Source organism: Mesorhizobium sp. CNPSo 4661 (genome assembly GCF_057784215.1).
In genome coordinates this window covers 13,931-28,596 of sequence record NZ_JBWGIO010000042.1, presented here as the reverse complement: position 1 = coordinate 28,596, position 14,666 = coordinate 13,931, and the positions used below count along the sequence as shown (strand labels likewise).

The following is a 14,666-nucleotide window of genomic DNA, read 5'->3' as shown; positions in this document are numbered from 1 at the left end:
CCGATGACCGATAGCACGGGCGTGTCCTTGAAGATGCCGACCAGGTAGTTGCCCATGCCAGCCACGGAGGGCGGCAAGGCCTGTGGGATGACAACACGGAAATAGGTGCGCGCGGTCGACAGATTAAGCGATGTCGCCGCCTCCCACTGCCCCTTCGGAACGCTCTCCAGCCCACCGCGGTAAACTTCGGATAGATAGGCCGCGTAGTGGAGCCCGATGGCTATCATGCCCGCCACCCAGGGCGACAATGTCACGCCGAATTCCGGCCCGACATAGAAGACGAAGAATATCTGAAGCACCAGCGGCGTGGAGCGGATGAACTCGACCGCTTCGCGAATGGCCATCGTCAACGGCCGAAATGGCACGCGTTGGACCAGGGCAAAGGCGAGCCCCAAGAAAATTGCAATCAGATAACCGATGGCGGCTGCCAGGAGCGTGTTAGCGGTCGCTGCCAGCAGGCGGGGGAGAATCTCCCAGGTAAAATCCCAGTCCCAGCCAAGCATCGCTATGCCCTTCCCAGCTTGCGTTCCATAAAGCGCTCAAGCCAGCGCATGAAGGGCGTGATGATGAAACGGGCCAGGATGTAGTAGATGAATAGCGCCGTTCCGAAGGCCTTGGCCGACAAGAACGTGGAGGCGTTGATCTGCTTGGCTTGGAAAGTGAGATCGGCCACTGAAATCAATGAAACCAAGGCTGTCGCCTTAAGCAGCTCGATCAGCAGATTGCCCCAGGGCGGCAGCATGATCACCAAAGCCTGGGGCAGGATGACGCGTCGCATGCGCGTCATCGGCGACATGTTGATGGCAAGGGCCGCTTCCCACTGCCCCCTTGGCACCGAAAGGATCGCTCCGCGAACCAGTTCCGCCCCGTAGGCGCCGAGGTTCAAGCCGACGCCGAGGAAACCGGCCGTGAACTTGTCGAGCGAAAACCCGAACAGCGGCAGCACGAAGAAGATCCAGTAGAGCTGGACGAGCAGCGACGTTCCACGGAAGAACTCGATATAGATCGTGGCAATCCAGCGAAGGGGTGGTAGCGGTGCCAGCCTCATCAAACCCGCGGTTAGAGCCAGCACGACTGCCAGAGCGATCGATACAGCAGCCAGCACGATCGTTACCAGCGTGCCGCTTAAAAGCAGGGCTCCGTGGGTGGAAAGGAACTCGAAATAAGACATCTGGCGCGCCAAAGGATCAACAAGCTGTTGGAGAAGGCTGCAGCGTGCTGTGGCCGCTCCTCCCCGAGTCTACAATCTCGCGACTCATGTGCCAACCCGGCTCACCAACGATCGCAACGTCATCGAGCTCTCTCATGGTCACCTTGATCCAGCGCAAAGGTCGTACGAAGCAGCGGTGGACTGGCAACCAGGTCGAACCTATTCCCTTGCTGCGTTTGCCAGCAGAAGCGCTTCGAGCGCATCAGCTATAAGATCGGGAGGTCCGCGTTCGGCGCGGCTGAACGAACTGAAAGATCTTGTTCGGTCGATTCAAAGTTCAACGTTCGGGCACAAGAAGCTAGCAAACCCAGTTGCCTGCGCTCGAGGTTGGCATCAAGCCTGACAAATCTGCCTGATCTGACCAGCAGCGGTGGGCCCGGAGGGACCCACCGCAATGTCCGGCTAGCGATTTGCGCAAACCCACTCGGTCTTAGTGTCGCCTGGGAGGCTCGACGCCACGATGCCGTATTGTTTGACGGCGCTCATCATCTCATCCGAGCCGATGTAGTGCTTCAGGGCCTCATTGAATTTTGCCAGGAAATCGGCATCCTCCGAGCGGAAACCGAGCCCCACCCAGTTGTAGGTCCACTCGGGAAGCCCGGCCGGGTCGGTCGCCTGGACTTCGCCCTTAGTCTGGTCCTCCATGAGCTTGGCTTCCAAGGAAGTCATGCTGCCAGCATCGCCACGTCCCGCCTTGATCGCGGCGAGCACTTCCGACGGTCCAGGCACCACCATGATCTTGTCGTCCGCAATCCCTTCCTTCTTCGCGGCGGCAATGGTGCTCGACCCGGCATATGTCACGAAAATCGCTCCACTTGCTGCGATGTCCTTATAGTTGCTGATCTTCTTTGGATTGCCTGGCTTCACGATGAAACCGTCGCCAAGCTTTGCAATCGGCTCAGAGAAGGCCACGTTCTTGCAGCGAGCGCCCAAAATGTACATGCCGCCGGTAATGATATCGTAGCGCTTTGCCTGGAGGCCAGGGATCAGACCGCCCCAGTCGGTGACATTTGCCTCGATATTTGTGTATCCCATCTTCTTCAGGACACCAAGGGCAATCTCGTTTGCGAATCCCTTCGGCTTACCCTGGTCGTCGGGGTATCCGAAAGGCAGCACGTTTGCGAAACCTAATCTGATCGGTTCTCCCGCGTTAACCCGATCGGTTAGCGGACCGGCGTTTGCGCCCCACATCGCCATCAGGATCGTGAGCCCTGCCAAGCACGAGCTGAGTTTGAAAATGCTCATTCTATTCACCCTCTATTGTGACATTGTTGTTTTGACGTTTTACGGCGACCTCATTCCGATCAGGGTCGCCACAATGATGACCGGCGCATTCCAAAATTCGCCGGTCAGAAGCAATTGGTGCGACCTTTCTCAACTATCAGGCCAAGGTAGCCCTCCGTCGTTTCACGTTGACCACATCGGTGCCGACTTGGACGTGAAGGAGACATGAGATATTCCTTCTTTTAAGCATCAGTCGCGGACCCCCTTCCGTCAAATTCTGTTTGTATATTCTCTTCATCTAGAACCGAGATGATGCCGATGGCTTGACGTTGAACGGTGGGCCAACTGGTTGGTTGGCAAGCTATCTGTTTTTGTGGCCGTTTGCTGCCTCGATATGGGGCGTGAAGCAGTCCTTTCGCCAAGCGGGCATCGCGATTTCGCGTTGATTGCTCCAGCAAGCCGGTGTGAAATGCGGTCGCGCTCGATATCATCACGAAACGGGTCGCCTTTGTGTTTCTGGAGACCACGGAAGCGCCCCTAACGCGGAGAGACGTTCCCGCCTGGCGACCTCGGACGCATCGGACGGGTTTGGTGATGCCTCAATGGCGAGGCGGATAGAAGGTCGGCAACCAACTCCAGAGACGCCGAGCGTGAGATTCGCTTTCCGTGCCGGCTCTAGACTGAGTGGTGCGCAATCTCAGCGTTAACTCGGCGACCTCGAGCTCGAGTTCGATTTTTCGCCGCAGAGCCTGACGAAGCTTCTCTCTTGTGAGGTCTTCCTCACTATAAGAGACTGAATGCCATCTCATAATTTTGCCCACCAGCGGTTCTAAGCCATCACGATTGTGGGCACACACTTTCAGCCCCCTTTGTAGGCAAGGTGACTCCCTGAATCAGCGCCCAGCCGTCAGATTCTTCGATCCTGGCAGCCAATCTCAACATCGGAAATCCATTCGGCCAGGCTTCTGGCGAAACTGCGGGGGACCAGAATATCGCATTGGTCCGGCGCATTGCGCAGCAGGAGTACCGGCACACCGTGAAAGCCAGCATGTGCTGCCTGGCCGTCTCGGATACCGTCCCAGTCCACCGCGACGCAGCGCTCCAGCACATGCTTGATATTCCGTCCCGATAGCCGCAGCCTAACCCTTCCCTCCGTCAGTGGAATTACACAGCCCAATCCGGGCTCAACATCCAACTTGGAAGCAGCAACATCACTCAGCAGCCAAAAGCGACGTGAGCTAACTCGAACAACTCGCCCCTTTTGATGTACCGTGGCTTCCCCAACTCGATGAGGTAGCGCGCCCCCGAGGTTGTCGGCCAGCGCCGCCTCGAAGGGCTGCATGACGTCCTGCCAGCCTTCAAACTGAATGATGGCGCAATCGGATGCGACAACCCCAAAGCTAGCTTGAAATGTCTCCTCAGCCATGAAGTCGTTCTCCCTTCGGGTCCAGGAACATGGGTGTAACCACCTGGGCCCGTACCGTCTCATTCTTGAGTGGATACGTTGCGACGATCTCGCTCCCGTCTTTCGCCGCATCTTGCGCGAGCAACGCCAGCCCTACCCATGCATTGAGGGTGGGGCTGTACGTCACTGACGTGATGCGGCCAAGGCCATGGCCCTGCGTCGGCTCCCCAGATCGAAACAGGATCGATCCGCCACGCAATCGCTTGCCCGGTTCGCTGCATCTAAGCCCTACAAGACGTGGCCGATTTGTATCGCTGAAACCTTCGCGGCGGCCAAGCACGTCGCCGACGAAGCCGGTACGCTTGCCGGCCATACGCCGAAGACCCAGGTCGTCAAGCGTCGTTCTGCCGTCAATCTCGGGACCAGCGACGTGCCCCTTTTCCACACGCAGCGCCCCCAGAGCTTCGATGCCGTAGGGCTTCAGCCCGAACGGAGCGCCAAATTCCAGGAGCCGACGCCATACCTCGTCACCCACACTCGCCCCGACATAGATTTCGTAAGCGCGTTCACCAGAATAGCTAAGGCGGATAATTCGCAGTGGCTTGTCACCGTATTTCGCCTCGACCAAGCCCATATGCGGCAACGTCTCGTTGGACACATTGACGTCGGGAAACGCGGCGGCGAGAATATCGCGACTTTTCGGGCCGGCAACGGACATGGCTGCCCATTCGTCTGTCGTCGAGGTCACTGAGACACGCAGATCAGGCCAGGCAGTATCGAGCAGGAACTCAAGCCGTGACATGACGTCCGCTGCCTTGGCGGTCGATGTCGTCATGAAGAAATGGTGCTCACCTACTCGCGTGGTAGTGCCGTCGTCGAAGACGATGCCGTCGTCGCGTAACATCACGCCATAGCGCGCGCGGCCGATCGCGAGCCCAGCAAAGCCATTGACATAAACCCGATCGAGAAGTGTGGCCGCGCCCGGCCCTTGAATATCGATCTTGCCAAGCGTGGATATGTCCATCATGCCAGCCGCTTCACGCACCACCCGCATTTCCGTAACATAAGCTTCGTTCACGTCGTCGCCGGAGGCATCATAGAACCAGGGTCGCATCCATAAGCCGGTTTCGAGCATCCGCGCGCCATTTGCCACATGCCAGTCGTGCATAGGCGTTCGCCGAGTGGGCTTATAGTGATGGCCGATCCGGCGGCCCGTCAAAGCCCCGACAGCAACCGGGGTGTATGGAGGCCGGAAAGTGGTGGTGCCCACCTCCGGAATTGACTTGTTGCGCAGGCCAGCCATGGCCCGAAGGCCTATGAAATTGCTAGTTTTGCCCTGGTCCGTCCCCATTCCCAGCGTGGTGTAGCGCTTCAGATGCTCGATCGGCTGATACCCCTCGCGATAGGCGAGCCCGATGTCGTCCACGGTCACATCCATTTGCAGATCGACGAATGCCTTGCCTCGTGCTGGTTCCGACTGCGGCACAGGGCGTCTTTCTCCAGCTTCCGCCGGGAACGGGAGGACAGGCGCCGAGCCGCGGATCAAGTCATTGACTGCGGCGGTGCCATCAAGACTGCAAAGGAGAGGTGGACGAATTTCCTTCGTTGCGCCGCACATCTGTGATGCCTCGGAGCCAGCAAAATGCCCTTGCTTGATCGCACCTGCCAGCGAGTAGTCTCCTGTCACAGCGCCAGCCACGAACAGTCCCGCGCCGAGCTTTCCCGGAACGAAAGCCCGAATTTCGTCGCGATAGACCGGCTTGACCCCAAGGTGGGAGGTGAGATGAGTGGTTGGTGACCATCCTCCCGACAGCGCGACCAGGTCGCATTCGACCTTGCTCGATCCGTTCGGCTCCGAAAGGTGGACTGCTTGAACCCGTTGCCCTCCCACGGCCTTGGCAACGTTTGCATTCGCGCGGACGTCGATGTCCGAGCGATGCGCCTTCTGCAAGAGTTCATTTGTAGGTCTGTTGCGGCTGTCGGCTATGATCACTTGCGCGCCGGCCGCCGCGAGATCGAAGGCTGTTCGATAGGCGCTGTCATTGTCCGTTGCGACCAGGACCCGCTTACCGTTTAGCACCGCAAAGCGATTGAGGTAGGTGCGTGCAGCGGATGCCAACATGATGCCAGGTTTGTCGTTATTCTCGAATGTCAGTGGTCGCTCGATAGCCCCCGTCGCGTAGATGATTGATTTCGCGCGCAGTAGCGCCAAAGTCTGGCGCGCCTCATTTTGGGCAGGATCGGCGTTCGCTGAACCGTGTCGCTCGATAAGTCCAAGTACGTTGCCGTCATAGGCGCCGAAAGCTGTGGCGCGCGTGATGACGGTAACGTTTGCCATGTCGTAGAGTTTGGCAAGCGTTGTCGACAGCCAGGCGTCTGCCTCACCGTCAACAGGCTCCGAAAGAAGGCTTCCGCCTGCCGCGAAATCTTGTTCGACAAGGACCACTCTTGCGCCGGCTTCTGCCGCGGCGAGCGCAGCCGAAAGCCCGGCGGGCCCGGCCCCAACAATTGCCACATCGGCGAAGATATGGCGAACCTCATAGCGATCAGGATCCGCCTCTTCACCAGCGCGGCCAAGCCCGGCGGCCTTGCGGATAAAGTGTTCGTAGAACATCCATGCCCGTCGGGTGGGCCCCATGAAGGTCTTGTAATAAAAGCCGGCCGAAAGGAACGGCGAGAAGAGGCTGTTAATGCTTTGAAAGTCGACCTTGAGCGACGGCCAGCGGTTTTGGCTTTCTGCGATCAGACCGTGTGAAACTTCCACTGTCGTCGCGGGCAAGTTGGGCTCACGTCGTCCACCCGTCCCCAAGGTCACGAGCGCATTCGGCTCCTCGGGGCCGGCTGAATAGATTCCACGCGGCCGGTGGTACTTGAAGCTACGTCCAACCAGGCGCACGTCGTTGGCAAGCAGCGCCGAGGCGAGCGTATCGCCGCGCAGACCACCCAGGCGCTTTCCGTCGAAAGTGAATGCAACAGGCTGCGAGCGGTCGATGCGCCCGCCTTTCTCAAGCCGCCTCATCCCCGTACCTCCCTGGCCAATTCAACGGAAAGGATAACGTGGTTGCGGGTGTCGCGCTCGACGACCAACCAGTTTCTGCAACCCAGCGTGTGTTGCCAATACTCGCGATGCGGTCCGGCGGGATTGTCCCGTACAAAGACGAACCGATACCAGGCCTCGAAATCAAGATCGTCATGCGCAGGCCGGTTGACGGAGGCGTCGCCGCCGTAACGGAATTCGTCATGATCACGCGGGCCACAACATGGACATTCGATGCGCAGCATTTTGTCTTTGTCCTGTTATTGCAGCCAAGCGAACGGGCCGATGCCGGCTTCGTCAATTGTTCGCCCGGTCCGAAAGCGGTCGAGCCCATACGCGGTGATGAGGGGGTGCGGCTTGCCCGTGGCAAGCATGTGGGCGAAACACCAGCCGGAAGCCGGCGTGGCCTTGAACCCCCCATAACACCAGCCTCCGTTAAGATAGAGTCCATCGATCGGCGTCGGACAGATAATGGGACTGGCGTCCGGCGTCATGTCCATAACCCCGCCCCAATGGCGCAGAAGTCGCAGGCGCGAGATACAGGGCATGAAGGCCACCGCCGCTTCCGCGACGTCGCGGACGATCCCGAGATTGCCACGCTGAGCATATGAGTTATAGCCGTCCAGGGCCCCACCAAACACCAGGCCGCCTTTGTCTGACTGGCTGACGTAAAAATGGTCGGCGCCATACGCGATGCTCTGGTGAACCAGCGGCTTGATCGGCTCCGTCACGAAGGCTTGAAGGACATGGCTCTCAATCGGTAGCTCGAGGCCAGCCTTTCGTCCCAAAATTGAGGTATGTCCCGCCACGGCGAGTGCAACTTTTCCTGCGTTGATCTGACCCAAGCTGGTTTCAACGCCGACGATACGCTCACCCTGGCGGACGAAGCCTGTAACCTCACAGTTCTGGATGATATCGACGCCGTGGGCGTCGGCAGCGCGTGCATAGCCCCAGGCCACGGCATCGTGACGGGCCGTGCCGGCGCGGCTCTGAAAGTGAGCACCGTAAATAGGGAACCGCGCGTCGTCGGAGAAGTCGAGATAGGGCACCATCCGGCGCACCTCGTCACGATCAAGCACCTCTGCATCGATCCCGTTCAAACGCATCACGTTGGCGCGATGGCTGAAGAAGTCGAGTTGATCAGGGGAGTGAGCACAGACCACTTGCCCACGCTGCGAAAACATCACGTTGTAGTTGATCGTGCGCGACAAATTCTCCCACAGTTTGACGGAGAATTCGTAGAACTGGGTGTTGCCGTCAAGCAGGTAGTTGGATCGGACAATTGTCGTATTGCGCCCGACATTCCCGCCTCCGATGTAACCCTTTTCCAAGACCGCTATGTTGCGGATGCCGTGGTTCTCGGCGAGATAGAAAGCGGTGGCTAGTCCGTGCCCGCCACCGCCCACAATAACCACATCATAGTTGGGCTTGGGAGTGGGCGCACGCCAAGCGCGCGGCCAATTTCTCTGGCCGGAAAGCCCATTGCGAAGAATGGAAAAAACCGAATAACCGTGCATACCAGATCCGCTATGTCGACGAGCAAAATTTCACGGGCATTTCCGCCCCGCCGATGAGTGATATGAATAGAATTTGCGCCGAGACTCGACGCGTTATGACTATGCGCTGCTCGGCCTCGATCGCACCAACATAAAGTCGCGAAAGGTGCCATCGCGTTTTAAGATGCCAATTCTTTGCACGAATCATGAGCAACATGCGCACTCCAAGCTCCCCCTTCCCGAGGAACCCACATCGACAGGCTCGAGGACTGTTGCAGTCTAGATGAGATTTGCCACGTGTTCACTTTGGCGGAAGCGCCTAGATCATTTGACGTAGTCGGGCGCAAAAGAGCACCGCGTGCGCCGCGAGGCATCTATTCCCAATAATGTTCCTTCACAGCGATACAGCTGTAATCAACATTATCAGACTAAATATACTAAGCATCAGAGCAAACTTGATCAGATTTTCATCTACATCATGATCGAGAAGGTCGGCCGCAACGGCGCCTCTCGTTATCAGGCCGCTGCAGTCGTAGTGAGTTGCAATCGACGCAGTCATGTCCGAGGTGCTTATCCGCTTTTCTATTCCGGCCGACGCGGTCATCATTCACCCTGAGCGCAAAAGCCGATTCTGCGTCTACCGAGGTTAGAGTTGTGTCCGGGAGCGCTCACCATCCTGAAGGCTCCTTTGGGCGCCTTCAGCGTGGCAGAAACGTGTCGTCCCTTGAGCATGAGGCGATCTATTACTCAATTCCTCCGACCGTAGACTGCTACAGGAGCTCCCAGGCTACCCGGCAGAATGTCTTGCCCAAGTCCCGGTCGATCCGACGCCTCAACGACTGCTCCGTCGCCTACCAAGATAGGTGCGTCAGTCAGCGGATCGGAAACCACGGTCAGCGGATCGTAGACTGAATGTCGGAACTCCTTCGGGGTCGACTGCGCAAAATGGAAGATGGCGGCCTGAACGATGCCGCTTCCACCTACGTCCTGCAAGGTCATCGGCAATCCCGCTGTTACGCACATATCGCGCGCGCGCCGTGCCTTGGTTAGCCCCCCAACCCTCGAGATCTTAATATTGACCAAGTCGGCCGCCTGGTCTGCGATGATCCGCATGACCATCTCAGGGGAATCGATAATTTCATCGAGGATCATAGGAAGATCGGTGCGGCGCCTCACGGCCAAACAGTCTTCGTACGACGCACAGGGCTGCTCTATGTAGACGTCAAGGTCGCGAATTTGTCGCATAACCCGAAGTGCCTGGTCGCGTGTCCAACCGCGATTGCAGTCGGCGTAGTATTCCTCGCCAGGCTGGGCTTGTTCGAGCAGAGCGCGGATCTTCGCCACATCGTCCGCGACATCCCCGCCCAATTTGAGCGACATGCGTCGATAGCCCTTTTGCCGGAACGCGACGGTCATCGCCAACATTTCTTCTGTCGACCCAACTGTAGGCGCGCACATGAGATCCAGACCACCATCGAACCTGCCGCCAAGAAGATCACAAAGTGGCAGCCCTGTCGCTTTGCCGAGAATATCCCAACAAGCCATATCGATTGCAGACTTCCCGTATGGATGGCCGTACAACACGTGGTCCATCAGATAGTTGATGCGGTCGAGTTGCAGCGGATTTTGTCCGATGAGGTGAGGAGCGAGTTCGTCGATTGCCGCCTTGGCTCCCTTTGCGAACGCCGGCAGATAGTTTCCTCCAAGCGTTTGCAGTTCGCCCCATCCGACAATCGCCGCGTTGGTCTCGACCTTTACGATGGTGCTTTCGAAGGAGGTCCACTTTCGACCCCGTGACAGACCGTAGCCCTGCGGAAACGGGGTCACAATCTCGAACACTGAAATGCGTTCTATCTTCATCGCCGTGACTCCTTCAGTCGTTTCGCCAGCCAAACAGTGTCGGCATTATGAGGGCGATACGGACGTAGACCGTATCGGGTTCAATAGTCTGACGATCTATGGCCCGAAGCGTCAAACGCAGTTTCAATATCGTCGTCATCTGGTTCTAAGATGGACGCCGCGCCGAGCCGGCCAACGGTCCGACATCAGCCTCGCCCGTCGAAGGCTGTGACGGCCTAAACGCTCAGGAACCACTGGGCACAACAATGCAATCCTGCGGACGGAAGGTGATGGCGACTTCCTGGCCGGTTCGCTCGATGGTCTGCCCGACAAACTTTTCGGTCACTGTCAGCAGTTGACCGCCTGGAACTTCGATCAACAAGTGCAGGTCTGCGCCAAGGTGAGCGACGTCGCGGATCGTGCCGCGCATTGCGTTCACGGGCATGTCTACAGTCCCATAGGCGGCCCCGTCGATGCGAATACGTTCCGGTCGCACGCAGACATCGAATGCTCCGGCCTTTGCGTCTTGGTCCGGCGCGGGGACCAACATCCGAAAGCCCGCGACGTCTTTCAGTTCGGCCATACCATTCTTGCTGTTGGCTAGCGTGCCAGTGAACCAGTTCGAACGGCCGATGAATTCGGCGACAAAGCGCGTTCTTGGATTGGCATATATCTCGGTTGGCGCTCCCTGCTGCATGATCCTGCCTGAACTCATGACAACGACCTTGTCGCCCAAGCTCATGGCCTCCTCCTGATCGTGTGTCACCACGATTGTCGTGGCGTTCACCGCAGAGAGGATTTGTTTCAGCTCAAATCGCAATTCATGCCGCAATTTGGCGTCAAGAGCCGACAGCGGTTCATCGAGCAGGACGATTTCGGGGTTCGTTGCCAACGCTCGCGCCAGCGCCACGCGTTGTTGCTGGCCGCCGCTCAATTGACCTGGCCGCCGTTCCTCAAAGCCCTTCAACTTTACCAATGAGAGCATTTCGGCCACGCGAGCTGGGATCTTCGCCTTGTCAAAATCGCGGTGCTTCAGTCCATAAGCGACGTTTTCGACGACCGTCATGTGCGGGAACAACGCATAGTCCTGAAACAGAAGCCCGACATTGCGCTCGTAGGGCCGCCGACCCTTCATGTCGATGCCGGAAAACATAACGGCGCCCTCATTGGCGTCCTCAAACCCCGATATCAATCTCAGGGTCGTCGTTTTCCCGCAACCGCTCGGCCCAAGGAGGGATAGGATGCTCCCTCTTTCGACGGTGAAGGAGATATCGTCGACGGCCAGAAAGCTGCCATAGCGCTTGGTGACATGATTAAGCTCAAGAACATTCATTTGACGTAGATATCCTATGTCCTGAAAACACCCTTCCCAATGAGGCGATCTAGGCCAATGGTCCAATCGAGAACGAGGATCAGGGCGAAGGTGAACATCATCAGGACAACGGCCGCCGCCGCGATCGTTAGATCAAAGTTCGTGCGCATCATGCTGACCATCGCGACTGGCAATGTGTAGGTGTCGGGCGAAGTCAGGAACAAGCTTACAGCCACATCGTCCATGGAGAATGCAAATGCGAAGACAGCCCCCGCGACGATGCCCGTGCGCGCCAACGGGAGTGTAACATCCCAGAATGCCCGGCGCTCTGTGGCCCCGAGGCTCAAGGCAGCTTCCGTCAGCGTCTTTCGGATCCCGATTAGCCCCGCTAGCGTCGTGCGCACCGTATAGGGAAACGTGATGATAATGTGCCCGCCGACCAGTCGTGTGAGGCCGTCGAAGATGCCTATGGTGGCGAAGAACAGCAGCAGTGCGAAGCCGATAACCACTGCCGGCACAACGATTGGCGAAAGGAAAAGAGACTCCAGGACCTGCTTCCCTGGACCGGTATAGCGGTCAAGGGCAACCGCGGCGCTCACGCCGCTTGCCGTGGAGACAACAGACGCAGTCACTGCCAAGAGCAGGCTTGTCGACAGGCCGGTCAAATAATACTGGTCCGAAAAGAAGTTCTGGTACCATCTCAGTGAATATTCCGGCGGCGGAAACTGGCCCAAATAATCGCGGCCGTCGAATGACATCATCACGGTGACGGCAATCGGGAAAATGAGAAACGCCAATAGAACCAATAGGTTAACGACACTCAGCCAGGTCGCGACGCTGTCGATAAAGCGCTTCATGGATATCATCCTTGCTCGGGCTTGCCAAACCGCCTCGAAACCACCGATGTGATCCCATAGATTGCGATCAGCGCGATGACGAGCATGGTGATCGCGACGGCGGATCCGCTCGGATAGTTCGCGATCTCGCTGAACCGCGCATATATAAGGTTGGAAACGAATAGGACCTTGCCCTTGCCAAGGATCATGGGCACTACGAATGCACTGAGACATAAGGTGAAGCAGATCAGGAAGGCCGACAGCAGTCCCTGCATGCATAGCGGCACGGTTATCGAAAGATGCGATCTCAGGCGCGAAGCGCCAAGCACCTGCGATGCCTCGATAAGCCTTGGGTTGAGGTTCTGAATGGTGCCCAGCAGTGTGATCACAGAAATCGGGATTAAATAATGCAGCAGCCCGAGAATAACGATCAGTTCGGTATAGAAACGCCCGTTGGGCGACACGTTGAGTAGTCCTGCCAGCAATCCTCCATAGCCGGTGGGTCCGAACGTCAATTGCAACGCATAGACACGCACTAACGTGCTCAGGAACATCATCCCAATGAAAAAGCCGATCGCGACCTTGCGCGGAAAGGGACGGCGCTGTCTTGCCACCGAATAGGCGATCGGAAAGGCTATCAGAAGGGCAATGAGGGAAGACACGGCGCCGAACCTGAACGTTTCCGCGAAGTACCTCAGATATGAAGGATCCAGGATTTCGGCGTAATTGAACAGCGTGTAGGGCGCGTCCTTGGCCGATCCGATCCGGCCTGGCTCAAAGAGGCGAAAGCTTTCATCGACGACGTTAGCCAGCGGCAAGACCAAAAGCGCCAGCAACAACGCAAATCCTGGGACTAGCAATAATGCGATGCTTCCTTTGGGCTTCATTGCAAGCTCCATTTCCCGGCGCCCGTTGGCAATGAAACCACCGGGCGCCACGCGCCCGGCGGTCCTCACGGCAATGGAAAGAACGATCGTCGCTCATCAAAGGAGCGGGACGATTTCCTGTTCCCAGCGCTTATTCCAGCCATCGAGTTCCTTGCCGAGCTGGTCGAGGTCCGGCAGCACGACAAATTCCTTCAACTCCTCCGATGAGAACCGAAGGTGCTCGACGTTGTGCTTGGCTTTTGCGTTGACCGGGACTTCGCCGACTTCCTTCGTATAGCGCTCGCTGGCAGACGTACTGATGGTGTAGTTGGCTAGATCAAATGCCAGTTTCTTGTTTTTCGAGCTCTTTAAGACGGCCCAGCCGGAGACGAAAAGAAAGGTCTTCAGGTCCTTGTTCGTCTTGGTCAAGGGGACGACTTTCACACCCTTGATGCCGGAGAAAGTTCCTTGATCGACGAACGTCACCGAAGTTTCACCGGTGCCAATCGACGTGATTATGTCCGAGGTGGTCGCCGATACTCGTCCGATGTTCCCCGACTTCGCCAGTTCCTTCAGGAATTGCCAGCCAGGCTCCAGGTTCGACTGATCGCCGCCGCGTGCCATCGCCAGGAAAACCACCTGCATATTCGTGTTTAAAGTCGGATTCGGCCAAAGGATCTGGCCTTTCAGCTTCGGGTTCAAAAAGTCTTCAATCGACTTGATCTCAATCGGGCACTTTTCGGGCGCATAGGCGAAGAAGCTTCCGCTGGACCCGCGAGGGACCGCTTTCCAATTGCCCTTCGCGTCCTTGGGAATCAGCTCCTCAGGCACGTCGGCTAGGTTAGGACAGTCTGCAAGAGTAACTGTCTCTAACCAATCTTCCTTGATCATCGATTCAAAAACCGCACTCCAGGCATCAACCAGATCGTAAGGCGGGTTCGGCCATGCTGACTTAATCTTGGGCAGAATTGACGCGGCGCCGCCGGCGTGCAGTGTCCAGTCGACAGGCGCTTTGCCCCATTCGGCCGCGAGAGCCTTGGTGTGGTCGATGAAGGGAGGGCCCCACTCGACAACGGAAAGCGAATCCGCCGCCAGGGCCTTACCGACCAGCGGGCCTGCCAGTTGCGATGCGGCCAATGCCGCGCCGCCTGCAACGCTCGTCTTTATGAAATCTCTTCGCGAGAATTTTTCCATTTCGATTTCCCCTATTTGGACGGAACTAACATTCGCAGTGCGGGTGCTGGCCGTCAGGTATCAATGGAACAATCAAGCGCTCGTCGCGTCCAACGCAGTTTTGATATTGTCGTCATCTGGTTCCAAGATAGCCGCGCGAAAGGCGAAACCCCATGCCGCGGACGCGGCAGTTCGGACGTCGTTTAAAGAATCGCCTAGGATGAGGGATTATGCTGGCTTCCCTGTCGCGTGAAATCGCCGGTTGCAA

At 57.6% G+C, this 14,666-nt stretch carries 12 protein-coding genes; all 12 read right to left on the bottom strand.

Translation table 11 applies throughout. The features are described from left to right. On the bottom strand, positions 1 to 503 hold a 503-nt coding region (gene ehuD, locus AC0YKC_RS32800; RefSeq protein WP_488514082.1), incomplete at its 3' end, for an ectoine/hydroxyectoine ABC transporter permease subunit EhuD. 2 nt (positions 504 to 505) lie between these two features. After that, on the bottom strand, positions 506 to 1,171 hold the full coding sequence (ehuC, locus tag AC0YKC_RS32795; RefSeq protein ID WP_488514081.1) for an ectoine/hydroxyectoine ABC transporter permease subunit EhuC: 666 nt from the start codon (positions 1,169 to 1,171) through the stop codon (positions 506 to 508). Between the two features lie 441 nt (positions 1,172 to 1,612). After that, a complete protein-coding gene (locus tag AC0YKC_RS32790) occupies positions 1,613 to 2,455 on the bottom strand; it encodes a transporter substrate-binding domain-containing protein (protein WP_488514080.1) in 843 nt (280 codons plus the stop codon). A gap of 886 nt (positions 2,456 to 3,341) precedes the next feature. Continuing rightward, positions 3,342 to 3,860, bottom strand: coding sequence for a sarcosine oxidase subunit gamma (locus AC0YKC_RS32785; protein ID WP_488514079.1), 519 nt, complete (start codon positions 3,858 to 3,860; stop codon positions 3,342 to 3,344). After that, positions 3,853 to 6,858: a sarcosine oxidase subunit alpha family protein gene (locus AC0YKC_RS32780; protein ID WP_488514078.1), complete on the bottom strand. Its 3,006-nt coding sequence runs from the start codon at positions 6,856 to 6,858 to the stop codon at positions 3,853 to 3,855. The genes AC0YKC_RS32785 and AC0YKC_RS32780 overlap by 8 nt, the downstream gene beginning before the upstream one ends. Next, entirely contained in the window at positions 6,855 to 7,121 is a 267-nt protein-coding gene (locus tag AC0YKC_RS32775) for a sarcosine oxidase subunit delta (protein WP_488514077.1), read from the bottom strand. The genes AC0YKC_RS32780 and AC0YKC_RS32775 overlap by 4 nt, the downstream gene beginning before the upstream one ends. 15 nt (positions 7,122 to 7,136) lie before the next feature. Continuing rightward, a complete protein-coding gene (locus AC0YKC_RS32770; protein WP_488514076.1) occupies positions 7,137 to 8,393 on the bottom strand; it encodes a sarcosine oxidase subunit beta family protein in 1,257 nt (418 codons plus the stop codon). Positions 8,394 to 9,119: 726 nt separating this feature from the next. After that, complete coding sequence (locus tag AC0YKC_RS32765; RefSeq protein WP_488514075.1) at positions 9,120 to 10,232, bottom strand: mandelate racemase/muconate lactonizing enzyme family protein; 1,113 nt, start codon at positions 10,230 to 10,232, stop codon at positions 9,120 to 9,122. Positions 10,233 to 10,455: 223 nt separating this feature from the next. Next, entirely contained in the window at positions 10,456 to 11,544 is a 1,089-nt protein-coding gene (locus tag AC0YKC_RS32760) for an ABC transporter ATP-binding protein (protein WP_488514074.1), read from the bottom strand. A 14-nt stretch (positions 11,545 to 11,558) separates the two neighbouring features. Beyond that, a complete protein-coding gene (locus AC0YKC_RS32755; RefSeq protein ID WP_488514073.1) occupies positions 11,559 to 12,380 on the bottom strand; it encodes an ABC transporter permease in 822 nt (273 codons plus the stop codon). A gap of 5 nt (positions 12,381 to 12,385) precedes the next feature. Then, positions 12,386 to 13,246 (bottom strand): ABC transporter permease, encoded by an 861-nt coding sequence (locus AC0YKC_RS32750; protein WP_488514072.1) that lies wholly within the window; start codon positions 13,244 to 13,246, stop codon positions 12,386 to 12,388. 96 nt (positions 13,247 to 13,342) lie between these two features. Further along, positions 13,343 to 14,419, bottom strand: coding sequence for an ABC transporter substrate-binding protein (locus AC0YKC_RS32745; RefSeq protein WP_488514071.1), 1,077 nt, complete (start codon positions 14,417 to 14,419; stop codon positions 13,343 to 13,345). Positions 14,420 to 14,666 lie beyond the last annotated feature (247 nt).